This is a genomic window from Brassicibacter thermophilus, assembly GCF_055378355.1.
In genome coordinates, this window is record NZ_AP042446.1 from 1,830,279 (window position 1) to 1,855,095 (window position 24,817).

Annotated in this window: 29 protein-coding genes; all 29 read right to left on the minus strand. The window is 28.4% G+C overall.

The window, feature by feature from the left end:
- Positions 1–5 precede the first annotated feature (5 nt).
- The 29 genes from ACZ41D_RS08655 to fliM all read right to left on the minus strand — a co-directional run bounded on the left by ACZ41D_RS08655 (position 6) and on the right by fliM (position 24,811).
- On the minus strand, positions 6–1,154 hold the full coding sequence (locus tag ACZ41D_RS08655; protein WP_464151039.1) for a 1-deoxy-D-xylulose-5-phosphate reductoisomerase: 1,149 nt from the start codon (positions 1,152–1,154) through the stop codon (positions 6–8).
- Between the two features lie 14 nt (positions 1,155–1,168).
- A complete protein-coding gene (locus ACZ41D_RS08660) occupies positions 1,169–1,939 on the minus strand; it encodes a phosphatidate cytidylyltransferase (protein WP_464151040.1) in 771 nt (256 codons plus the stop codon).
- 10 nt (positions 1,940–1,949) lie between these two features.
- Positions 1,950–2,693 (minus strand): isoprenyl transferase, encoded by a 744-nt coding sequence (locus ACZ41D_RS08665; protein WP_464151041.1) that lies wholly within the window; start codon positions 2,691–2,693, stop codon positions 1,950–1,952.
- Between the two features lie 42 nt (positions 2,694–2,735).
- The gene (locus tag ACZ41D_RS08670; RefSeq protein ID WP_464151042.1) at positions 2,736–2,948 is read right to left on the minus strand and encodes a hypothetical protein; all 213 of its coding nucleotides are present in this window, start codon (positions 2,946–2,948) and stop codon (positions 2,736–2,738) included.
- A 6-nt stretch (positions 2,949–2,954) separates the two neighbouring features.
- Positions 2,955–3,512, minus strand: a complete 558-nt coding sequence (gene frr / locus ACZ41D_RS08675; protein ID WP_464151043.1) for a ribosome recycling factor — start codon at positions 3,510–3,512, stop codon at positions 2,955–2,957.
- Between the two features lie 2 nt (positions 3,513–3,514).
- Positions 3,515–4,231, minus strand: a complete 717-nt coding sequence (gene pyrH, locus ACZ41D_RS08680) for a UMP kinase (protein ID WP_464151044.1) — start codon at positions 4,229–4,231, stop codon at positions 3,515–3,517.
- A 130-nt stretch (positions 4,232–4,361) separates the two neighbouring features.
- Positions 4,362–5,009: a translation elongation factor Ts gene (tsf, locus tag ACZ41D_RS08685; protein WP_464151045.1), complete on the minus strand. Its 648-nt coding sequence runs from the start codon at positions 5,007–5,009 to the stop codon at positions 4,362–4,364.
- Between the two features lie 91 nt (positions 5,010–5,100).
- Positions 5,101–5,802 carry a 30S ribosomal protein S2 gene (rpsB, locus tag ACZ41D_RS08690; protein WP_464151046.1) on the minus strand — a complete coding sequence of 234 codons (702 nt, stop codon included), beginning with the start codon at positions 5,800–5,802 and terminating at the stop codon, positions 5,101–5,103.
- A 162-nt stretch (positions 5,803–5,964) separates the two neighbouring features.
- Positions 5,965–6,417: a DUF6115 domain-containing protein gene (locus ACZ41D_RS08695; RefSeq protein ID WP_464151047.1), complete on the minus strand. Its 453-nt coding sequence runs from the start codon at positions 6,415–6,417 to the stop codon at positions 5,965–5,967.
- A 13-nt stretch (positions 6,418–6,430) separates the two neighbouring features.
- Positions 6,431–6,754 carry a hypothetical protein gene (locus tag ACZ41D_RS08700; protein WP_464151048.1) on the minus strand — a complete coding sequence of 108 codons (324 nt, stop codon included), beginning with the start codon at positions 6,752–6,754 and terminating at the stop codon, positions 6,431–6,433.
- 68 nt (positions 6,755–6,822) lie between these two features.
- A complete protein-coding gene (locus ACZ41D_RS08705; RefSeq protein ID WP_464151049.1) occupies positions 6,823–8,640 on the minus strand; it encodes a FapA family protein in 1,818 nt (605 codons plus the stop codon).
- Positions 8,641–8,665: 25 nt separating this feature from the next.
- Complete coding sequence (locus ACZ41D_RS08710; protein ID WP_464151050.1) at positions 8,666–9,412, minus strand: sigma-70 family RNA polymerase sigma factor; 747 nt, start codon at positions 9,410–9,412, stop codon at positions 8,666–8,668.
- Positions 9,413–9,454: 42 nt separating this feature from the next.
- Positions 9,455–9,937: a chemotaxis protein CheD gene (locus tag ACZ41D_RS08715; RefSeq protein ID WP_464151051.1), complete on the minus strand. Its 483-nt coding sequence runs from the start codon at positions 9,935–9,937 to the stop codon at positions 9,455–9,457.
- Positions 9,937–10,548, minus strand: coding sequence for a chemotaxis protein CheC (locus tag ACZ41D_RS08720; protein ID WP_464151052.1), 612 nt, complete (start codon positions 10,546–10,548; stop codon positions 9,937–9,939). Before ACZ41D_RS08720 ends, ACZ41D_RS08715 begins: the two co-directional genes overlap by 1 nt.
- A 19-nt stretch (positions 10,549–10,567) precedes the next feature.
- Positions 10,568–11,023: a chemotaxis protein CheW gene (locus ACZ41D_RS08725; RefSeq protein ID WP_464151053.1), complete on the minus strand. Its 456-nt coding sequence runs from the start codon at positions 11,021–11,023 to the stop codon at positions 10,568–10,570.
- A gap of 15 nt (positions 11,024–11,038) precedes the next feature.
- Positions 11,039–13,036: a chemotaxis protein CheA gene (locus ACZ41D_RS08730; protein ID WP_464151054.1), complete on the minus strand. Its 1,998-nt coding sequence runs from the start codon at positions 13,034–13,036 to the stop codon at positions 11,039–11,041.
- A 3-nt stretch (positions 13,037–13,039) separates the two neighbouring features.
- Positions 13,040–14,083 (minus strand): protein-glutamate methylesterase/protein-glutamine glutaminase, encoded by a 1,044-nt coding sequence (locus ACZ41D_RS08735; RefSeq protein WP_464151055.1) that lies wholly within the window; start codon positions 14,081–14,083, stop codon positions 13,040–13,042.
- The gene (locus tag ACZ41D_RS08740) at positions 14,084–14,740 is read right to left on the minus strand and encodes a flagellar brake protein (RefSeq protein ID WP_464151056.1); all 657 of its coding nucleotides are present in this window, start codon (positions 14,738–14,740) and stop codon (positions 14,084–14,086) included.
- A 1-nt stretch (position 14,741) separates the two neighbouring features.
- Positions 14,742–15,665, minus strand: coding sequence for a MinD/ParA family protein (locus ACZ41D_RS08745; RefSeq protein WP_464151057.1), 924 nt, complete (start codon positions 15,663–15,665; stop codon positions 14,742–14,744).
- Positions 15,640–16,812 (minus strand): flagellar biosynthesis protein FlhF, encoded by a 1,173-nt coding sequence (gene flhF / locus ACZ41D_RS08750; RefSeq protein WP_464151058.1) that lies wholly within the window; start codon positions 16,810–16,812, stop codon positions 15,640–15,642. Before flhF ends, ACZ41D_RS08745 begins: the two co-directional genes overlap by 26 nt.
- Positions 16,813–18,846 carry a flagellar biosynthesis protein FlhA gene (gene flhA, locus ACZ41D_RS08755; protein WP_464151059.1) on the minus strand — a complete coding sequence of 678 codons (2,034 nt, stop codon included), beginning with the start codon at positions 18,844–18,846 and terminating at the stop codon, positions 16,813–16,815.
- Position 18,847: 1 nt separating this feature from the next.
- Positions 18,848–19,939 (minus strand): flagellar biosynthesis protein FlhB, encoded by a 1,092-nt coding sequence (flhB, locus tag ACZ41D_RS08760; RefSeq protein WP_464151060.1) that lies wholly within the window; start codon positions 19,937–19,939, stop codon positions 18,848–18,850.
- 5 nt (positions 19,940–19,944) lie between these two features.
- The gene (fliR, locus tag ACZ41D_RS08765) at positions 19,945–20,727 is read right to left on the minus strand and encodes a flagellar biosynthetic protein FliR (protein WP_464151061.1); all 783 of its coding nucleotides are present in this window, start codon (positions 20,725–20,727) and stop codon (positions 19,945–19,947) included.
- Between the two features lie 15 nt (positions 20,728–20,742).
- Entirely contained in the window at positions 20,743–21,009 is a 267-nt protein-coding gene (gene fliQ, locus ACZ41D_RS08770) for a flagellar biosynthesis protein FliQ (protein ID WP_464151062.1), read from the minus strand.
- Between the two features lie 17 nt (positions 21,010–21,026).
- Positions 21,027–21,794 carry a flagellar type III secretion system pore protein FliP gene (gene fliP, locus ACZ41D_RS08775; protein ID WP_464151063.1) on the minus strand — a complete coding sequence of 256 codons (768 nt, stop codon included), beginning with the start codon at positions 21,792–21,794 and terminating at the stop codon, positions 21,027–21,029.
- Positions 21,778–22,242: a flagellar biosynthetic protein FliO gene (locus tag ACZ41D_RS08780; RefSeq protein ID WP_464151064.1), complete on the minus strand. Its 465-nt coding sequence runs from the start codon at positions 22,240–22,242 to the stop codon at positions 21,778–21,780. The genes fliP and ACZ41D_RS08780 overlap by 17 nt, the downstream gene beginning before the upstream one ends.
- Positions 22,243–22,309: 67 nt before the next feature.
- Positions 22,310–22,672, minus strand: coding sequence for a response regulator (locus ACZ41D_RS08785; RefSeq protein ID WP_464151065.1), 363 nt, complete (start codon positions 22,670–22,672; stop codon positions 22,310–22,312).
- A gap of 23 nt (positions 22,673–22,695) precedes the next feature.
- Positions 22,696–23,823, minus strand: a complete 1,128-nt coding sequence (fliY, locus tag ACZ41D_RS08790) for a flagellar motor switch phosphatase FliY (protein ID WP_464151066.1) — start codon at positions 23,821–23,823, stop codon at positions 22,696–22,698.
- Positions 23,813–24,811: a flagellar motor switch protein FliM gene (fliM, locus tag ACZ41D_RS08795; RefSeq protein WP_464151067.1), complete on the minus strand. Its 999-nt coding sequence runs from the start codon at positions 24,809–24,811 to the stop codon at positions 23,813–23,815. The genes fliY and fliM overlap by 11 nt, the downstream gene beginning before the upstream one ends.
- Between the last annotated feature and the right edge of the window lie 6 nt (positions 24,812–24,817).

Below are 24,817 nucleotides of genomic sequence, written 5' to 3' on the forward strand. Positions count from 1 at the left end.
TAAAATTATAATCTATATACATTTTCTCTAGCCCAAACATCACATTCAATTATATCTTCTAGAGATGGATCCTTTATGATTTTATGTTTTCCCATAACTTCTTCAATTATTTTAGGAATATCAATAAATCTAATTTTACCTTTTAAAAACAAGTCTACTGCTGCTTCATTAGCACCATTTAACACCGCAGTCATTGAACCACCTATCTTTGCTGCTTCAATAGCTAATTTTAAGCATGGAAAAACATTTAAATCAGGTTGCCTGAAAGTTAATTCCCCTATATCAACTAAATTAAGTTTTTTTAAATTACTATAACTTCTATTCGGATAAGTTAATGCATACTGAATGGGTATTCTCATGTCTGGTATACCTAACTGCGCAATTATACTTCCATCTACATATTCGACAGCTGAATGTACAATGCTTTGAGGATGTATAATAGGTTCAATTTTATTAATATCAATATTAAAAAGCCACATAGCTTCAATTATTTCAAGCCCCTTATTCATTAATGTTGCAGAATCTATAGTTATCTTATTTCCCATATTCCAATTTGGATGTTTTAATGCATCTTTTACTGTAACAGATTTTAATTCGTCCTTTGACCAACCGTAGAATGGTCCTCCTGAAGCTGTTAAAATTATTTTAGATATCTCTTTATATTTTCCAGCATTTAAACACTGAAATATTGCAGAATGCTCACTATCAACTGGAATTATTTTTACATTGTTTTCTTTTGCCTCCTTCATTACGAGCTTTCCACCACTTACTAGTGTTTCTTTGTTTGCCAGAGCAATGGTTTTTTTTGCTTTTATAGCTTCAAGAGTTGGTAACAGCCCTATCATGCCTACAACAGAATTTAACACTATATCAGCCTTACTTTCAGTTGCAACATCGACTAAACCTTCCATGCCTTGTACTATTTTTATATCGTAGGCATTAAGTTTTTGCTTAAGAATTTCAGCTTTTTTAGGGTTCCCAACGGATACAATTTTTGGTTTAAATTTTAAAGCTTGTTTTTCTAATAATTCAATGTTTTCATTGGTTGAAAGTGCAACAACATTAATATCTTTTAAATTTTCAATAACATTTAATGCTTGAACTCCAATAGAACCAGTAGACCCTAAGATGCTAACTGATTTCAAATTTATCACTCCCTAGATATACCTTAAATAAAAAATCTTACGAAATAATATACTATTGGTGCAGTAAATAATATACTATCAAATCTATCTAGAATTCCACCATGACCTGGCATAATATACCCATAATCCTTTATATTTGCAAGCCTTTTAATCCTTGAAGCTGTAAGATCTCCAAATTGAGCCATAATTGAGCTAACTATTGCTAATACTAAATATCTGTACACATTGCCCAAATCAAAATAGCTAACAAAAATTATAGTACATATAATACAGCCAATAACGCCTCCAATTGACCCTTCCACAGTTTTCTTGGGACTTAAAGTAGGACATAATTTTCGTTTACCAAATAGCATCCCAGTAAAATACGCTAAAGTATCGGTACTCCATCCTATTAATAATGCTAGCCAAATAAATAAATTATTGTCGAAAAAAGCCATATGAAACATAAAAAAGGACACGTATATACCGCCAAAAAAAGTTACAGCAATATCCTGTAGCTTTACACTGTCATCAAGTACAAATATAAGTAATAATATAATAGTGTACAATGCAAATAATAACTTTATCTCATTATAAGAATTAGTTAAGGATATGATAAATAAACCTAAAGGTAATAAATAACTTACTACTTTTATTGGCCTTAAGCCATCAATTTTACTAACAGCACTATTAAATTCGTATGTTGCAATTAAAGAGATGATAAAAACTGAAGTACACCATATTTTTTTATCTGCTACTATCATAAAAAATAATACTAAAAATCCAAGTATACCGCTAATTATTCTCTTTCTCATTATTAATCACCTATATTCCTCCATATCTTCTATTGCGTTTTTGAAAATCTATTATTGCCATATACAAATCTTTTTCAGAAAAATCAGGCCAATATACATCAGAAAACCAAAACTCAGTATATGCTACTTGGTATAATAAAAAATTACTAAGTCTTAATTCTCCACTAGGTCTTATTAATAAATCAGGGTCAGGCTGGTCACAAGTATATAGATAATTCTTAAAAACTTCTTCATCTATTTCTTCTATCTTTATATCTTTGTTTTTTATATCATAAAGTATTTTTTTTACAGCTCTAACTATTTCATACCTTCCACCATAATTTAAAGCAATGTTTAGAATAAGTCTATTATTATTTTTAGTTTTTTCTACAGCTTTTAGAACTTCTTTTTTAGGTACATCAGGTAACATATCTATGTTTCCCAAAATATTTATCTTTATATTATTTTTATTCATATTATCTAATTCTCTACCCAAATATTGAACTAATAAATTCATTAAGGTATCTATTTCATATTTTGGTCTTTTCCAGTTTTCCGTTGAAAGTGCATATAATGTTAAATATTTTATACCTAAATTACCCACAGCTTCTATTATTTCTTTCACTCTCTCTACTCCCATTTTGTGTCCAGCACTTCTTGGAAGCATTCTCCTTTGTGCCCATCGCCCATTTCCATCCATTATAATAGCTACGTGTTTAGGTAATTTTTTCATGTCAATTTGTTTTTTTAACTTTTCTACATTATTTTCAACCATTTAAGTAATACCTCCATATCAACTGTCGATAAAATCCCCTTCTTATAGATTAAGAAGGGGATTGAAATATCCATAAACAACAAGCACACTATTATCACATTTAGTAACTCTAATAATACGAGGTTCACTTAAGTTTTCTGAAAAGTTCTTATTTAATCCTCTAGTTTTTTTTACCTCAATAATAGCGCTAGTTTTAGTACTCAATATTTTAATACCTTCTTCTAAAGGGAAACCTAGAATGCAATCAATATCCAAATTTTGTTAAACCTCCATTAAGTCTTTTTCTTTCTTTTCTAATATTTTTTCTACTTCTTCAATATATTTATCTGTTAATTTTTGAACTTGCTCTTCTGCAAGTTTTAAATCGTCTTCAGTTAATTCACCTGATTTTTGCATTTTCTTCAATGTATCATTAGCTTCGCGTCTTGTATTTCTTATAGCTATCTTAGCATTTTCTGAAGCTTTTTTAACTATTTTTAAAAGTTCTTTTCTTCTTTCTTCCGTTAACTGAGGAATAGGAAGCCTTATTATTTTCCCATCATTTGATGGATTTAATCCAAGATCTGATTTTAAAATTGCCCTTTCAATTTCTGGTAATATTTTTACATCCCAAGGATGTATTACTAGAAGTCTTGGCTCAGGAGCAGAAATATTTGCAACTTGTTTCAATGGTGTAGAAACACCGTAATAATCAATTGATATTCTATCCAATAAAGCTGGATTAGCTCTGCCTGCTCTAATAGAGGCTAATTCGTCTTTATAAGCTTTTATGGTTTTTTTCATTTTCCCTTCCGCTTGTTTGTGAACTTCCAAATACATAATTACTCCTCCTTTACTTGTGTACCAATTTTCGCACCCATAATTACCTTAACAATATTTTCTGGATTATCTATCCCAAAAACTATTAACGGGATTTTGTTGTCCATACACAATGATGTAGCAGTAGAATCCATAACTCCTAACCCCATATTTAATATATCAATATATTTTAATTTATCAAATTTTTTAGCTTGTGAATTTATATGTGGATCAGAATCATAGACACCATCTACACCTTTTTTAGCTAATAAAATAACATCAGCTTCTATTTCAGCAGCCCTTAGGGCAGCTGTCGTATCCGTAGAAAAGTATGGATTTCCAGAACCAGCAGCAAAAATAACAACTCTATTTTTTTCTAAATGCCTTATTGCTCTCCTTCTAATATATGGTTCTGCAATCTGCCTCATCTCAATTGCAGTTTGCACCCTAGTTACTACTCCAATATTTTCGAGAGCATCTTGAAGACCTAATGCATTAATTACTGTACCTAGCATTCCCATATAATCTGAAATAGTTCTATCCATTACTTTTGCACTTCTGCCTCTCCAAAAATTCCCACCGCCCACAACTATCGCAACTTGAACTCCAGTTTCAACAACTTTTTTTACTTGTTTAGCAATTTCAAGTAACGTTTTCTCATCTAATCCAAACCCTTTAGTTCCAGATAACGCCTCTCCACTAAGCTTTAGTACTATCCTCTTAAATTTAGGTTCTTTCATGCGAACAACTCCTTGTAATTATATTCTACAATAGTATAAAAAAACCTGCAACTGTTTGATAAATAATATAAAACTTTTCTTTTTTTAAATTATTCAAATGGAGAACACCAAGTGTTCTCCATTTGAATAACTAAAATTTCATTTGTTTAGCAACTTCTTCAGCAAAATTTTCTTCACGTTTTTCTAACCCTTCTCCTACTTCATATCTAACAAATCTTCTAATTCTTATATTTTCTCCAATTTTAGAAATCTTTTCATTTAGTATATCTTTTACTGTTCTGTCAGGGTCTTTTATAAATGGCTGCTCTAATAAGCATACTTCTTTATAAAACTTATTAATCTTACCTTCGACTATTTTGTCAACTATTTTTTCAGGTTTTCCTTCATTTAATACTTGATGCTTTAATATTTCTTTTTCTTTATTTATTACCTCTTCAGGAACATCTTCAATTGCAACATATTGAGGCTTAGAAGCTGCTACTTGCATTGCCATGTCTCTAACAAACTGCTTAAATTCAGCATTCTTAGCAACAAAATCAGTTTCTGAATTAACTTCAATCAAAACACCTATTCTTCCACCATGTATGTATGAATCTACAATACCTTCTGCTGTAATTCTACCAGATTTTTTTGCTGCCTTAGATAATCCTTTTTCTCGTAATAAATCTATAGCCTTTTCAATATTTCCATCTGTTTCAACCAAAGCCTTTTTACAATCGAGCATGCCTACTCCAGTTCTTTCTCTTAGTTCTTTTACCATTGCAGCTGTAATGGCCATTTAATCGCCTCCTACTAAATTATTAAAATAAATGGCAAGAGTAGTAAGGGAAGAAATCTATCCCTTTTACCCTTACCATTTTATCGTCTGATTATTGTTCTTCTATTTGTTCTCCTTGTTTACCTTCTAAAACAGCATTTGCAATTGTTTCAGTAAGTAGCTTTACAGCTCTAATTGCATCATCATTGCCTGGAATTACATAGTCAACTTCATCAGGATCACAGTTTGTATCGACAATTGCAACTACAGGTATACCTAATATTCTAGCTTCTTTTACAGCTATTTTTTCCTTTCTTGGGTCAACAACAAATAATGCATCAGGCAAGCCGTGCATATTTTTAATTCCACCCAAGAATTTTTCTAATCTTTCAGCTTCATGCCTTAGCATTATAACTTCTTTTTTTGGTAATAAGTCAAACATACCTTCTTCTTCCATTTTAGTAAGTTCATGAAGTCTGTCAATTCTTTTCTTTATAGTTTTATAGTTTGTTAGCATTCCACCTAACCATCTTTGATTAACATAATGCATTCCACATCTTTTTGCTTCATTTTCAATAGATTCCTGAGCTTGTTTTTTTGTTCCAACAAAAAGAATTTCACCATTATTAGCAGCTACTTCTTTAACAAATTCATAAGCACTTTCAACTTTTTTTACAGTTTTTTGTAGGTCAATAATATAAATTCCATTTCTTTCTGTAAAAATATATTCTGCCATTTTGGGATTCCATCTTCTTGTTTGATGTCCAAAATGAACTCCAGCTTCTAACAAATTTTTCATAGTAACTACTGACATACCTTTCACCTCCTTAGTTTTAAACCTCCATCCCAATCATATCTAATGGGTACCTTCATAAGGCACTTCCCATGTAAATTATGGGATGTGTGTAGTTTTACCTATAGTAGTATACCACAAGGTAAGGTATTTTAGCAACAATTTTATTAAAAATATCAGAAATTATGAATTTCTATTTTTTGTTGCAATTTTGTCCATATAACCATTCATTTTAAGAATAATCTCTACTTCCCTAACACCTATATTTAATTTTTTAGCAATTTCAATATTTTTATAACCTTGTTTTTTTAAAGTAAGCAATTTATCATAATTATTGTTACAATTTTCATATTCTTCATTGTTAACTATGGTATTTATACCTTTTTTATTCTTATCATTATTAACTACAATGCTTTTATTGCTGTTTATTAAGTCAACATTTTGTAACGATTTACTAACCAATTCATCTAAATCGTATATTAACCTTTCAATTGTAGTAACATATTCAGTTATTTCTTGATGCTTTCTTAGTAAATCTTCATATATTAATTTAATTTTATTATCACTTCTTAATATAAATATAATAGAAACAAATATACATAAAAATCCTATTATTAATATAGTATATCCACTCATTGTTAGCCCTCTTCTAAATTCTAATATCAATTTTTTTACCAATATCAATAATATCATCACTTTCAATATTACTCTTTTTTTTATTTATTTTTTCTCTATTGCCTTTTTTAGTGGAACTATTACCTTGATTATGTTTTTCATTATTATTGTTAATTCTTGATTTATTCGTTTCTTTAGTATTTACAACTTTCTTAGATTCGTTATCAATCCTTTTTTGTTGTTGCATTTCTAAAGTAAGTACATCATTCCTAGACTTGTTGTTTTCAATTTGATTAATTTCAGAAATTCGTTGAAGTTTTGGCATTGTAATTTTTATGTCTATAGGCTTTATACTCATAAAATCATCTCCCAATTTTTAAATTACAACTTATAAAGGAAATGAGTTCATTATACAAAAAATTATAACTACAAATCATAAGGTCCGATTTTGATTTCATTTCTTTCATTATAAATAGTACAATTTTTAAGTTCTTCTCTCACAAACATTGAATTTTTACCAACAGTAATCTTTACCCCAGGATAAATAGTATTTTTAACTCTTACTTTTCCATTGCTTAATTTATCAATTCTCTTACTCAATTCAGCCTTTTCTCTAATTAAGATATTATTTCTAATTAATAACTGTTTCTTAGTATTAATCAATTTTAAATACAAATCTTGTTTCTTCTTATCAAGTTTATTAGCCTTTGCTAACCTATCTAAAACCTTAACCGATTTTTCTATCTTGTCTAAACTATTATTAATTTCTTTAGATTTATTGCTTAATTCTTCATATTTTATTTTTAGCCCAGGGTCAATTCCAACTTCTATATTTGTTACAGTTGCCATACTGGACCCGATAGTTTTAGCATTAATTTCATTTGTTGCTCTACAAGTTCCTCCTACAATAAGACCTTTCTTTCCTTCCACATTTATACAATCATTACTATATACTTCACTATGCATTATTGCATCAGTCGTAACAATTCCTTCGCAATTAATAACACTATTTTCAATATACTTCGCTATAACATTCCCTCTAGAATTTATATTAGCTTTATTATAACCTTGAATACCACTATTAAGTATTATATTTCCATCGCTATTGATCTTAGCTCCTTCTACTACTCCTTTTACTTCTATATCGCCTTTTGCCTCTAAACTAAAACCTGTTCTAACACAACCATCTATCCTTATCGTACCATTAAACACGATATTACCTGTAGAATTGTCAACATCACCTTTAACCTCATATATTTCTTTTACTATTACTTTATTACCTTCTAATAATACTTGTCCATCAATCTCTGATACAAGATATAATCCATCATTAGTAATAATAACGTTCTTTCCATATTTTGGTATAGTTTTTTTCCCAACCTTATGAGGAATTTTTTCTCCGACAACATTAAACCCATCTTCACCTTTTTGAGGGTTTATTATTTCAGCTAAAATATCTCCCTTTTTTACATTTACTATTAATCCTAAATTTCTAAAATCTACACTACCGTCTTCATTTATTTTAGGAGTAAAATTAGTTTTAGTATTAAACTTATAATGAATATACCCATCTTTACCATCGATTGGCTTTTTTCCTTTAGCTATACATATTTTTTTACCATATATTCTTTTATCTATTATATTTCTTAATTTATTAATATCTAACCCATATTTTATTTTTTCATTAATTTTCTTTAGTGCTGAATCAAAACTTATATCATTTCCTCCAATAGGAGGATACAAAATAATATACCCTTCCATTTTATCTGGAGAAATAAATATGTCTATTCCTCCATCAATTAATTTTTCTGTTTGAGGTGGAGCAAATTTTATAAAAGAACTGTTATTTAATTTCAATTCTTCTTCAATCAATTTTAAATTACAATTTTCAATCTCTCGTCTTTTTATGTCGCTAAAAATATCAGGTAAAATATCTAGTTTATTTTTTATATTATCTCTAATAAATAAATACACTCCGTCTTCCTTATAAAGTATTTCATAGTCAGAAATATCTTTAATTACATAATCTAGATTGTTCAACATATTATTCTCATTTTCTTTTTCACTATTTTTCTTTACTTCCATTTTTATTTTATATTTTTTTATGGATATGCCACCAATAGAGCGTCCTTCCTGCAATACTTCAATGTTTACTTCATTTAATCTTCTGTTTAGCTTTTTTAAACCTTCTTCAATTAATTTTTCTTTATCTTTTCCCTCTAACACAACAACACTCTTGTCCATATCCTCACCTACCATTTAAAAATTATTATTTATTATCAATTAAATCTTTTTTTAACAAAGCGTTTTTAATGGATATTATAGCTTTGCTATGAAGTTGAGATATCCTAGATTCAGATAGATTTAGTATTTTTGCAATTTCTTTATAAGTTAATTCGTTATAATAGTACATAGAAATTACTATTTTTTCTTTCTCAGGTAGTTCATTTATTACTTTTTTTAGTGTCTCTTTTATCTCTCTTTCTTGATAAATCTTTTCAGGTATGCTACAATCTTCATAGTCAGAAACAATCCCAATTTTTGCAGACAAAAACTCTTCTAAAGATATAATATTAATAGATGCAAGCTCTCTTTGTAAGTCTTCTAGTTCACTTACAGTAATATTCAAATATTCTGCAATTTCCTTATTGCTAGCTTTATGTCCCAATGTGTTTTCCAAATTATACACTGCATCTTCTATTTTTTTAGCCTTTTTTCTTAATGACCTTGGAATCCAATCAATTTTTCTTAGATTATCAATTATTGCTCCCCTAATCCTAATTTGTGCATAAGTCTCAAATTTCAAATTCCTACTAATGTCATATTTATCGATACTATCTATTAGCCCTAATACCCCAAATCCTACCAAATCATCAAATTCTATTTTACCACCATAATAGTTATACATTCTACCAGCGACTATTTTAACAATCTGAACATATCTTTTTATTAATTCTTGCCTTAAAGATACAGATTGAGTTTCTTTATATTTTCTCCATAATTCTTCATTAGTCATAAAATAATACCTCCTGCTGGTGAATATATAGTTCTCAATAAGTCAGATATATTTAATTCCATGTCCTATCGTTCTTATCATTAAATCTCCATTTTCAGAATTAAACTCTATTGTTCTACCATAGTTTCCTCCTGTATCTTCGGAAACAATTTTTATATTTAATTCTTTTAATTTCATCTTAGATGATTCTACATTTCTCTCTCCAATTTTCAAAATACTGCTTTGCGAATTAAATGAAAACATTTGTGCTCCACCTGCAAGCTTCGCTACTATATTTTCAGTATTTGCGCCTAATTTAACCATTTTTTCGATAAGCATCTCTATTCCAGTATCAGCAAATTTGGCTTTATTACTATTATTTCTTATTTCATTGCTCGAAGGTAGCATAATATGAGCTAATCCTGCAATCTTGTTTACTCCATCATATAATGCTATCCCTACACAAGAACCTAGTCCTAAAGTTGTTAATATACCAGGGGCCCTTATTGCATTTAAATCAGCCATTCCAACTTTTACTATAACCATTATTCACTTACTCCTAAACTTTTTAAAATTTTACTAAAGGACTTTACTTCTGGTACTAAAAAGAGGTCCCCTTTTATTTGCTTATCATTTTCTTCTATTTCAGTTTCAATAAATAAAGCTTTATCTCCAATTTTGCCAAACTCTACAGCAGGAACACTTAAAATTGCAGCAGCCATATCAATACTAATGGAGGGAATAGAAACTTTTATATTTAAACCTGTTAAAGAACTTATAGAATTTATATAGGAAGATGCTAATATATTGCCTACTTCAGATAAAGCAGATAATTCAAATTCATCAAAATTATCATGATTTTGTTTATTATTTGTTAGCATACTTACAAGATTTCTTGCTGAATCAACGCTTAAAATAAATAGTATATTACCAACTACGTCTCCATTCATTTCAAAATAAATTCCTACAACAGGAGCTTCAGCATTACCTAAAACTTCTGTTACATCAGAAAAATTTAATATTCTTACTTTTGGAACTCTCATATCAATTTTTTTATTTATCATAAGAGCTAATGCAGTAGTAGCATTTCCAGAACCAATGTTACCTATTTCCTTCAATACATCTAGTAAATAATCATTTAAAGTATTAATATTCATTACGTATATGCCACTCCTATTAATTATTTGTATTCTCAGCATTATGTATTAGCTTAGTTAAATCTAATAAAATAATAAGTCTATCCTTTTTTTTGCCTATACCTTTTATATATTCTTCAAAAGTTCCTTCTCCAATCGAAGAAGGATTGTCTATTTCATTCTGAGAAAGCTCTAAAACTTCAGAAGAAGAATCAACCATTAACCCTAATAATATATCATTAATTTCAACTATAATTATTCTGCTGTTATCATCAATATCTTTTTCTGGTAAATTAAATTTTTTTCTTAAGTCAATTACTGGTACTACATCTCCTCTTAAGTTAATAACACCTTTAACATAATGTTCAGCATTTGGAACTCTTGTAAAAGTAGGTACTTTTTCAATAGTTTTAACATTATCGATATCTATACCGTATAATTCATTTTCTAACTTAAAAAGTACATATTTTTTTTCAATAGAAGATAGATCAGTCATATTTTATTCACCTCTTTAAAATAAAGAATTTATATCTAATATTAGTGATATTTTACCATTACCCAATATAGTTGCTCCTGCAAGATATTTGATGTTTGATAAATATTTGCCTAAAGATTTTATTACTATTTCCTGTTGCCCAATTAAAGAATCAACTATTAACCCCGCAAGCTTGTCTCCTTTTTTTACTACGACAACTGTTAATTCATTATTGTTATTATTAGTTTTTAATCCTAATATTTCTTCCAACCTAATAATTGGTAATGTCTTATTTCTATATAAAACCACTTCTTTTCCCTGCACTTTCCTAATTTTATCTCTATCGATATTTACAATTTCTGATATTGAGCTTAAAGGTATAGCGTATATTTCATCTAATAATTTAACTAATAAAGCTTGAATAATAGCTAAAGTTAAAGGAATTCTTATAATAAATTTAGAACCTATTCCTTTGGATGTTTCAACCTCTAATACTCCACCAATAGATTCAATCTTTGTTTTTACTACATCTAGTCCAACTCCTCTACCTGATACACTTGATATTTTATCAGCTGTACTAAAACCTGCTTTAAAGAGAAAATCAATTAACTCATCTTTTGTTAAATTTTTTGCTCTGCTAGAAGAAATTAATCCTTTCTCTACAACTTTAGCTCTTACTTTTTCAATATTTATACCTTGTCCATCATCTTCTACTTCAATAACTACATTATTTCCATCTGGGTAAGCTTTTAATTTTACAGTTCCTACCTCATCCTTATTAGCTTTCTTTCTTTCTTCAGGGCTTTCAATACCATGGTCGATAGAATTTCTAATTAGATGAATCAACGGATCCCCTATTTCATCTATTACAGTTCGGTCAACTTCTGTTTCTTCACCAGACATTACTAAATTTATTTCCTTCCCTAATTCTTTTGATAAATCTCTAACCATTCTTGGAAATCTGTTAAAAACTCTTTCTATAGGAACCATTCTGACTTTCATTACTGCATCATGAAGACTTGTTGTAATTCTCTCTAAGTATTCTATAGCTTCATTCATATCTTCATTCTCATTGGAATATCCCATATCTTCCATTCTAGTCTTAATTATAATTAATTCACTAACTAAATTCATTAAATTATCTAATCTATTTATGTCCACTCTTACTGTTTTTCCCATTTTAGAATGTTTATTATTTTGTTTTTCTTGCTTCCCTTGGTCATTTCCTTTTTTAATTTTATCATCAAAACTTTCTATAGATTTATCACCGTTAACTACACCAATATTCTGCATATTTAAATTTATATTTGTTATTTCTACATCGTCAATCTCAGATATATTCAAGATCTTTTGTTTTATTTTGTCTTCATCTAAATTTGTTAAATATACAATAGTAAAAGAAAAATCAAATTTTTCATCTTCTATATCCTGTGCAGATGGTATAGATTGAATTATTTCCCCGTCGTCATCTAATGTATTAAATACAATAAATGCTCTTGCTGCTTTAAGCATACATTGCTTATTTAACGTTACTTTAATATTGTAAGATTTTAATCCTTGCTGACTGGCCTTTTTCACAACATCAATTACATATTCATTCAAAATATTTTCATTGTTTTTAATATTTTTATTATCAGTTAAATCTTTGTTGCCTCTTGATATTATTCTATTTAATGCATTTACTAAATTGCTGCTGTCAAGGTTGCCTTCTTCTTCATTTTCACTTATATAATTAATATATTCTTCTAAAGCGTCAAGACATTTAAATAAGAGATCAATAATATCATCATCTATTTTAATATTACCACTTCTTATCTCTTGAAGAACATTTTCCATCTCATGAGTTAAGTTTGACACTTTTTTAAAGCCCATTGTCCCTGCCATTCCTTTTAAAGTATGAGCAATTCTAAAAATTTCATTAAAGATGTCTTTTTTATCTGGATTTTTTTCTAACTCTAATAAATTTTCATTTAAGTACTGTAAATGCTCTCTTGATTCCTCTACAAAGATCTCAAGATATTGATTAACATCCATTTTTTACACCCCCACTTTATTGATTATTTCATATGCAATTTCGCGTAGTGGTAATATCTTATGAACGCCTCCTAATTTTATCGATGATTTTGGCATACCAAACACTATAGATGACTCTTCGTCCTGTGCTATAGTATAACCATTATTTTCAAAAATTTTCTTCATACCAACAGCTCCATCTGAACCCATTCCTGTCAATATTACTCCTATTTTTTTTACACAATTAATTTTAGATACAGAGTTCATTAGAACATTTACTGATGGTCTAAAACCTAAAACTGGAGCGTCTTCTGTCAATTTAATCATTAATTTACCATCCTGATTTACAACTATCATATGTAAACCTCCAGGCGCAATATAACAAAATCCTTTTTTTATAAGTTCATTATCAGTTGCTTCTACCACACTGATCTCGCTCATACTATTTAATCGTTCAGCTAAAGATTTTGTAAACTTTGGAGGCATATGTTGAACAACTAAAAATGCTCCATTTATATTCTTCGGTATTTTAGGTATAATACATTGAAGAGCTTTTGGTCCTCCAGTAGAAGTTCCAATAGAAATTAATGTCATTTTATTATTTTTACAAGGAATAAATTTCTTATGTTTTTCGTAGTCAATGTTTTCTATTATTCTATATTTTGTTTTTGATTTCGAAGCTATTTTTACTTTTTCTATTATTTTTTTTTCATAATCGTCATTGTTAAATCTAAAAATATTATCTGGCTTTTGTATGAAATCAAATGCACCTATATCAAGAGCTTTTAAAGTAAGTTCTGCTCCTTCAGGTGTAAAATTACTCACCATTATTACAGATATATTACTACTATCTTTAACTATTTCTTTAAGAGTTTCAATACCATCTTTAACTGGCATCTCAATATCTAAAGTGACTACATTAGGTTTTAATTCTTTAATTTTTTCTAAAGCTTCTTTTCCATCTCTGGCCGTACCTACTACTTTAATCAATTTATCCTTAGACAAAATATCTGTGATTATTTTTCTCATAAATACAGAGTCGTCTACTACTAATACTCTTGCTGTCAATTAAATCAATCCTTTATTTCTTAGTCTTCTTTGCTCTTGAAAAATATATCTTATAATTAAATCTCTATCTTTATTAGACACATTATTAAACTTAATTCCGATTAAATATTTATATCCGTAAAAATCTTTCTCCTGAATTCTCACTACTTCACCATCTATTGGTATTTTTAAATCCCCAATATCAAGTAATATTTTTACATTATCGCCAATAGAATGAGGATAATTACACTTTAACTTTATGCCGCCACCACTTAAATCAACAGACTCACACTTTTCTTCAATATTCTCAACTCCCAAATGTGTTTTTTTACAGTAAGTTTTAACTACATTTAAAGAAACGTTTAATCTATAATAATCTCTTTCTTGTAGTTTATTAATATTTGTTGTCCTTAAAACCTTTAAAGAATAAATATCTTTCAAAAATCTCTGTAATATTTTAGCATTAAAATAAAATCTTCCTTTATCTTCTACAATATAAGAAATTTCTATAATTTCACCTACATGAAAAATTACAATGTTTTTTTTCTTAATAGGTCCACTTATAATATATGTTTTATCGTCAATAATATCAAGTATCTGGCTTGAATATCTTTCATGTTTTTCTTTGTTTATCCTTTTAATTTCAATTCTTCTACCAATTAAATCATCATAATGCATATTATGGACCTCCTTTGCCAAAAAATCTTAAAAGCCTTATACCAAATTCTTTTAATCCTTGACTATTAGTTTTCTCTTCAGTGGTAGCACCTGATATTTTTAGTGCTATACTATTAATTTTACTGGTTATTTCAGAATAGGGATATAAAATTATAAATGGTATTTGTTTCTTTACAGATTCTATAACAATTCTATTATTACAAAGAAATCCTAAATCATCAATTTTCATTTTTAAAAATTTTTGAGATACTAGAGAAATTTTTTTGTATGCATTTTTTGCCTCAATACTATTTTCTGCCTTATTGACTACAAGCTTTAAATTAGACTTTCGACCAAGTTTACTTAACATTTTCACCATAGCATAACAATCAGTTAGTGATGTCGGTTCAGGTGTAGTAACAAGTATAATTTCATCTGCCGCATTTACAAAACTTAGTACTGTATTAGATATCCCTGCACCAGTATCAATTAGAATAAAATCAGCATAATCCTCTAATACTATTAATTGTTTTATAACGTAATCTAATTGCTCCTTACTTACAAAAGGCAATTCATTTATACCTGAACCTCCAGCTATAATCATTATTCCATTAGGCCCTTCAGTTAAAATTTCAGTTATTTCTTTATTTCCATTTATTACATCAGTAATAGAATATTGTGGTATTACATCTAACAATACATCAATATTTGCTAGTCCAATATCAGCATCTAATACTATCACCTTATAGCCAAGATTACTTAAAGAAATAGCTAAATTAACAGTAAAATTAGTTTTTCCAACTCCTCCCTTGCCACTAGTAACTGATATTACTTTTGTTTGTTTTGTTTGTTTTGTTTGTTTTGTTATTTTTAATGTATTTAATTTAGTATTAGCATTCTTTTTTAAATTAATTAATTCTCTAAGTTTCTCCGCTTGATCTTTCATTAGCTTTCTCCTTAACTAAATTATCAATTATACTGTTAATATTGATAATTTCAATATCTTCTGGAACATTTTGTCCCGTAGTTATATATGATAAAGGTTTGTCGGTATAGAATTTAGTACTTAAAATAACACCTAAATCTTGGCATTCATCAACTTTAGTAAAGATAATCTTATAATTTTCAATAAAATCATATTGTTCTAAAATAGATTTAATATTTTTTATATCAGTAGTAGCACTTAAAACTAAGTATATTTCAGAATTCGAAACAATGTTAAGTAGAGTTTTTAATTCTTCAATTTGATATTTATTTTTATGACTTCTTCCAGCTGTATCAATTAATATTATATCCTTGTCCCTGAAATTAGCTATCGCATTATGTATTTCTTCTGGACTATAAACTATTTCTAAGGGAAGTTTCATTATTTCACTATAAATTTTTAACTGTTCAACTGCAGCTATTCTATAAGTATCAGCAGTAATCAATCCAATATTATAATCTCCACTCAATGTAAACTGAGCTGCTATTTTAGCTAACGTAGTAGTCTTTCCAACACCAGTAGGCCCAACAAAAAAAACTACTTTTTGGCTATTACCTATTTCAATTGGTTGTGGTACTCCAAGATATTCCTTTATATTATGTTTTATAATCCTTATAATAACTTCATTTTCTTTAGTAATTATATCAACCTGTTTATTTATTCTCTCAATTATTTTAGTAGCAACAAAATCATCTACTCCATTACTTGTTAAGATTTTTTTATAAAAATTTATTTTTTTAGTCAAAATACTATCATCATTTTTATTAAGGTTTTCAATCAATTTATTTATTGTACTTTGAAGTATTTCTAAATTTTTATTAAGATCATAATCATCTGTTCTTTCAATAATATCTTTATTATTTTGGTTATTTATATTATTAGATTCAATCGTAAAAATTTCATTATCTCTATTATAAAAAGGGGTAGTGTCGACAAATTTCTCTTCTTTAGCCGCAACTACTTCTACTAATGATTTTTTAAATAGCCCTACAAAACCAGGCTGTTTTATTTTTCTAGTATGTAAAATAACTGCATCAGACCCCATTTCTTTTTTTAATTTCATCATAGCTTCTTGGGTGTTTTTTCCAATATATCTTTTTATTTTCATTTACAATTTCACCACCCCTAATGATTTAACTTCTACGTTAGGTTCTATTTCATTGTATGATAATACGATTAAATCTTTAGTTATTTGCTCTGTTAATCTTTTAAAATATATTCTGACAATAGGTGCTGTCAATACAATTGGCTGTTCACCTATAGATGTTAATTTCTTTATATTATTTATCGTTCTATCTAGTAGTATTTGCACTGTATTTGGTTCTAGTGATAAATAAGAGCCAGTTTCAGTTTGGTTTATAGAGTCCATTATCAATTGTTCAACTTCACTATCGAGGCTAATAACTTTTAATACCCCTGAGCTAGCATATTTCTTCGTTATATAAGGAGAAAGTCTCTGCCTAACATATTCTGTAAGCATATCTGGATCCTTAGTTACTGGAGCATAATCTGCTAATACTTCTAATATAGTAACCATATCTCTAATAGATATCTGCTCTCTTAAAAGATTGCACAATACCTTTTGTATTTCTCCTACTGAAAGAAGTTTCGGATAAACTTCCTCAACTACTGTAGGATTATCTTCCTTTACATTATCTATTAACGTCTTTACATCCTGACGTCCAAGTAATTCATGAGCTCTTGATCTAATTACTTCAGTTAAGTGAGTAGAAATAACAGAAGGTGGATCAACTACTGTGTACCCTAAAATCTCAGCTTTTTCTCTTTCATCTTCAGTAATCCATTTAGCTTTCAACCCAAATGCTGGCTCAATTGTATCTATTCCATTAAGTTCACCTGTTGCAGTCCCTGGGTTCATAGCTAAATAATGGTCAAATAAAATTTCTCCTTTTGAAACAGCTACATCTTTAATTTTTATTATATATTCATTAGGGCTTAACTGAATATTATCCCTTAACCTTACCATTGGAAGCACTAGTCCAAGTTCTAATGCTATCTGTCTTCTGATCATAACAATTCTATCTAATAAATCTCCTCCTTGTTTTACATCAGCCAAAGGAATTATACCGTAACCAAATTCTAGCTCTATACTTTCTACCTTTAATAAATTCTTAACACTTTCAGGTTTTCTAATTTCTTCTACTTCACTTTTATCACTTTGTTCTTCATTCTCTTTCTCAGCTTTCTTTCTAATTTTATCCATCGAATAACCTAAAAAGCCAAATATCCCTGCTAAAAATACATAAGGTATGGTTGGTAGAGGTGTTATAATACCTAAAAACAATAGTACACCTAGTATAATATACATCAGCTGTGGATTAGTTCCAAAAAGTTGCTGTACCACATCATGCCCTAAATTAGATTCAGAAGCAGCTCTAGTTACAACTAATCCAGTTGCAGTAGAAATAAGTAATGCGGGAATTTGACTAACTAATCCATCACCAACTGTCAATAAAGTGTATCTAGAAATTGCTTCGCTAAAACTCATCCCTTTTACAATATAGCCTACTGCAAGTCCTGCAATAATATTTATTAATGTAATTATAATACTTGCTATAGCATCACCCTTCACAAACTTACTTGCTCCATCCATTGCTCCATAAAAATCTGCTGATCTTTGTATCTCTTTTCTCCTTAATAATGCTTCTTGTTCAGTAATAAGTCCAGAATTTAAATCAGCGTCTATTGCCATTTGTTTCCCAGGCATAGCATCTAAAGTAAAACGAGCCGCTACTTCAGCCACTCTCTCTGCACCTTTAGTTATAACAATGAACTGTATTATTACTATAATAAGAAAAACTATAAAACCTACTATAACATTTCCTTGAATAACAAATTGTCCAAAAGTTTCTATTACTCTGCCTGCATCTCCTTCTCCTAAAATATATCTAGTTGTAGAAATATTTAAAGATAGCCTAAATAACGTAGTCAAAAGCAACAATGAAGGAAATATTGAAAATTGCAAAGCATTTTTTGTATACATTGATATTAAAAGTATAAGTATAGCTAAAGAAATATTCAAGCTCAAAAGTATATCTAAAGCCCCTTTTGGAACAGGTATTATAATAATTAATACAATTGAAATTATTGCTATGGCGACAACAATATCTCCAAATTTCATTTTAATCCTCCTTTAAGCTATAGACATAAGCCAAAACTTCAGCAACTGCTTGGTACATATCCTGAGGTATAGTACAATCAATATCAACCGTATCATATAACATCCTTGCGAGTGGCTTATTTTCAACGATAGGTACATTATTCTCTCTAGCAACTTTCTTTATATTTTCAGCAATTAAATCAGCACCTTTCGCTAAAACATATGGTGCATCATATTTTTCTTTATCGTATTTTATTGCAACAGCATAGTGAGTTGGATTAGTTATTATTACATCTGCCTTTGGAACTTCTTGCATCATTCTTCTCATTGCTATTTGTCGCTGCTTTTCCTTAATACGAGATTTAACTTGAGGATCTCCTTCACTTTGTTTATATTCTTCTTTAATTTCTTTTTTTGTCATCTTAATATTTTTTTCATGCTCTTTCCATTGATAAAAGTAGTCTATAACAGAGACAATAATTAATATTCCTCCTGCTCTTATTGCAATACCGTATGAAAGAGTACCTATAGTTTTAACTATTTCATTTATACTTAAATCGTATAAATTCATTATATTTTCCATTTCTTTAACAATATATTTATATATAAAATAGCCAATAACAAAAATCTTAAAAATAGATTTTATTAGTTCAACTAACATTCGCTTTGAAAAAATTCTTTTAATGCCTTCTATTGGATTTATTCTATTAAGTTTTATTTTTAATGGTTTTGTTGTGAATAAAAAACCTACTTGAACATAATTTATAGTAAAGCCAATTATAAACGCTGCAGCAACAATTGGGACAATTGTTTGTGCCACAATTGCAATTATCCTTAATATTATATTTTTAATGCCTTCCATTGTAAATAAATTGTCTTGTGTAATAAGATTAGAAAAGGTAAATCTTGTAAATTTATACATATTACCCATTATTTGTTTACCAAAAACTTTTAACGAAAGGAAAGTACCAATTAGCACAAATGCAGAGTTTATTTCTCTACTTTGTACTACTTGTCCTTCCTTTCTAGCGTCCATCCTTTTTTTAGGTGTAGGCTTTTCAGTTTTTTCTTCATCTGCAAATAATTGAAGATTGATTTTATATAACGAAATCATCAAAGTCATCCTTTTATCAGTACCTTTAAAAAGTTAAAAATCTCTTCATACATATTATTATACATATGTTGAAGAGCAATAACAAATAATGGTAGTGAAAATAAAATCACAAACAAACCAATAAATATTTTAAATGGCATACCCACAATAAAGACATTCATTTGAGGCATAGTTCTTGCTAATATTCCTAATAAGACATTTGATAAAAAAAGAGCTGCTAATATTGGGCTGCTAATTTTAAAACCTATAATAAAAACCTTGCTTAATATCTCAAGTATTTGTTGAACCACTACATTATTAAACTCAAAAGTTCCGATAGGCACATATATATAACTATTAACTAATCCCTCTATCAACATATGATGGCCATCTATTATTAAAAAAATTAAAAAAGCAAAAATATAGTAAAAATTTCCCATAATAGGCATTTCTTCTTTACTATGTGGATCAAATACATTTACCATACCAAACCCAATTTCCATATCAACAATTTGGCCTAAAACGTATACAGCTGTAAAAAACAAGTATGAAATAAATCCAATTACGTATCCAACTATTAGTTCCTTAACAACTAAAAAGAAAATTCCATAATCATTATAATAAATTTGATTTACATTTAAAACATCAGCAATGATTATCGATAAGAAGAAAGCAAACCCTATTTTAAATGTTCTTGGTATAAAATCATTATTAAATATAGGTGAAATTAAAAATATTCCTGATACTCTTATCAAAACAAATATAAATATTTCGTATTTAGAAAAAATATAATAAATTAACTGATTCATAAATTTCACCCATTTTTAAATAAAATTATTTAAATTTGTTAAAAGATTATTTGTATACTGAAGAATAACTTTTAACATCCAAGGCCCAAAGATAATAAATGCTATTAAAACAGCAACAATCTTAGGCACAAAAGATAACGTAGCTTCCTGTATTTGTGTAACAGCTTGAAATATACTAATAATTAAGCCAACCAATAAGCTAAAACCAAGCATAGGAGCTGAAAGCATTAAAATTGTTCGGATTGCATCTTGTGCTATCTTTAATACCTCTCCCTGACTCAAAATATCAACTCCTTATATTATTTAAAACCCATTATTAATGATTTGGTAATTAAATTCCATCCATCTACCATAATAAATAATAAAAGCTTAAAAGGTAATGAAATGATTACTGGTGGAAGCATCATCATCCCCATTGACATTAACGTACTAGCTACAACCATATCTATAACTAAAAATGGTATATATATAATAAATCCAATTTCAAACGCAGTTTTAAGTTCACTTATTATAAAACTAGGTATAAGTACTTTAGTAGGTATATCATCTAGCTCTTTCACATCTTTTGAATCACTTATATTTAAAAATAAAGCTAAGTCTTTGTTTCTTGTTTGCCTAAACATAAATTCTCTTATTGGTTCCAGTGCTTTATCAAATGCCTCTTCTTGACTTATCTCTTCTTTAATAAATGGCTGTATAGCTTCTTCATTTATTTCAGAAGCTATTGGAGCCATTATAAAAAATGTTAGAAACAATGCCAAACCTATTAACACTTGATTTGGTGGAATACGTTGGGTTCCAAGGGCATTTCTAATAAAAGCAAGTACTATTATTATCCTTGTAAAGCTTGTCATCATAATAAGTATAGATGGAGCTAAAGTCAAAATCGTTAATAAAATAAGTAATTGAATACTTACCACATAATTATTTGGATCATTATTGTTATTTACAGTAACTGTATTACCAAATAAAGACAATTCTGGTGCCCCTAAACTAACCCCAGATATTCCAAATATAATTATTGTAACAATAGATAGACATATTACTGCTTTAATTTTTTTTCTCATATTCGTCTTCCTTATCACTTGTAAAATCGCCCTTTTTTAAAAGTTTTATTAATTTGATCTTTAAACATTTGATTTTATTTTTAATATTATCAGATTTATTTAATTCGTAATTTGGTTTAGCATAAATATAACTATTTAAATATTGTTCAAAATTATTGTACTCTGTTTTTTCAGTATCACTACTTTCTTTTGCCTTAATATCAAACTTATCTAATACACTAATATTATTGTTACTAATTCCCAAAACATAAAGTTTTGAGTAAATTATAACTATCGTAATTCTATTATTTTTGTCTAACCTAATATTTTGAATAATTCTAACGTTTTTTTCAGATATAACGCTATTTGTTCTTTTTGCAATGAATTTTGTTACATAATAAGCTAAAAATAATATAAAACAAAATCCAATAATATAGTAAAAAAGCAAAAATGAAGTATTATTAGGCATGCATATATTTCCTCCAAAAGTATATGATAATGCTCGTAAGTAATTTCAATCATTATTTTACTTGTTTTTAACCAATTGCCTTCTTTACCGCTTCTACAACTCTATCTGCTTGAAAAGGCTTAACTATAAAATCTTTTGCTCCTGCTTGAATCGCTTCGATAACCATTGCCTGTTGTCCCATAGCTGAGCACATAACTATTTTAGCATTGTTATCAATTTTTTTTATTTCTTTAACAGCTTGTATGCCATCCATTTCAGGCATAGTTATGTCCATAATAACTAAATCAGGATTTAATTCTTTATATTTTTCAACTGCTTTAACTCCATCTTGTGCTTCACCAATAACTTCAAATCCATTTTTACTCAAAATATCTTTTATCATCATTCTCATAAATGCAGCATCATCTACAATTAAAATTCCTTTACCCAATTAATATTCCTCCTTTACTTTAACTAACTTAATCTTTTAGCAGGGTTTGTAATATCTGTAATTCTAATTCCAAAATTATCATCGATTACTACTACCTCGCCTTTTGCAATGAATTTTCCATTAGCATAAATATCCAAAGGCTCACCTACTAGCTTATCCAATTCAATAATCGTACCAGGTCCATATTCTAAAATTTCGCCAATTTTTTTAGTTGTACGTCCTAGTTCAGCAGTAATTTCTACAGGTATTTCTTCTACTAACCCAATACTTTCATTATACATTTTATCTTCTTTATCATCAAAAGACTTAAAACTTGCTGATTTAACATTTACAATACTTTTCTCTGATTCATCGATAGTTTTATCTACATTTTTATGTTTTTTATTACTTTCATCAGTAAAAGATTGCTTATTATCTAAAGCTCCTTCTTTAACATTAAATTCATCCTTATCACCTAAGTCATAAACATTATTTTCATTATGTATATCTAACAATTTAGACACCATTTCCTTTGCAAAACTTAAAGGTAAAAGTTGCATAATTTCACTATCAATAATATTACCAACTACCATTTTAAAAGATATTTTTACAATGGGTTCATCAGTATTTAATATATCCAACGAATTTTTATTATCAGAAAAGTTTATCACAAATGCCCTTGGGGGTTCAATATCAATTTTTTGAGAAAACATCTCAGAAAGAGAAGTACACGATGAACCTATCATCTGATTCATTGCTTCACTAATAGCACTTAAATCCATTTCGTTGATTTCCCTATCAACATTAGTACCATCACCACCCATCATCAAATCAGTGATTATTTTTACATCATCACATTTTAAAATTAATAAGTTTGCACCTTTTAGTCCTAATTTATACCTTACATCAACTGCAACAAATGGAATGGTATATTCTGAAGCTAATTTATTTGCATCAGTAATAGTTACCTTTGGTGTTGTTATTATTACCTTTTGACCTAGTAAAGTAAATAATGTTGTCGTAGCTGTACCCATACTAATGTTGCCAATTTCACCCAAAGTATCTTTTTCAGTATCGCTTAACACATTAGAACTACTATCATTACTATCAGTTAAACTATTATCATTTAATAAAGCATTAATTTCTTCTTGAGATAGCATATCACTTGTCATTTACATCATCACCATCCTTAAGTACTCTTTGAATCTTTACAGCCATTTTATTGTTTTTTGTACCCGGTATTCCTATAAATTTGTAATTTGAGCCAATCTTTATTTTAACACCGGCGTTTGCTTTTGTATCTAATTTTATAACATCTTTATTCTGTAAATCTAACAACTCACCTACAGTAATAATATTAGAGCCAAGTACTGCAGATATTTCAACCTTTACATTTCTCATACGCTTTTCAATTACTTTCACTTCGTTTTTAGTTATGTCTTTTTTTGAAGTAGAAAACCAAAATTTTGTACTTAGCTTGTCTAATATTGGTTCTATAACAATATGAGGTATACAAACATTCATCATTCCCTCAATTTCACCAATAGAAATATTTAATGTTATCAATGCTACCGTTTCACTAGGTGAAACAATTTGTGCAAATTGAGAATTGGTTTCAATCTTTTCAAGATATGGATCGAGTTTTATTACATTGTCCCAAGCTTCAACAATAAAATTAATAATTCTATTGACAACTTTAGTTAATAAAGTCACTTCAATTTCTGTAAAAGGTCTAATATCTGAGGTATTTTTACCATCTCCACCTAAAAGTCGATCAATAATTGCAAAAGCTATATTAGTAGATATATCCATTATTATCTGTCCACTCAAAGGTCGAAAATTTATAACAGATAAAAATGCAGGATTTGATATTGCATTACTAAATTCGCTATATGCATACTGGTCTACCGTCAAAACAGATACTTTAACTGCAGAACGTAAATAACCTGATAAATAAGTCTGAATTAATCTTGCAAAATTATCGTGTATTATCTCTAGTGTTCTTAATTGATCTTTTGCAATTTTTTGTGGATTCCTAAAATCATATTTTTTTATCTTTTTATCCTGAGATTCTTCTTTAATATCACTAACATCAACTTCTCCAGAATTCAGGGCATTAAGTAGGGCGTCTATTTCATTTTGTGATAATACTTCTGACAATGTACC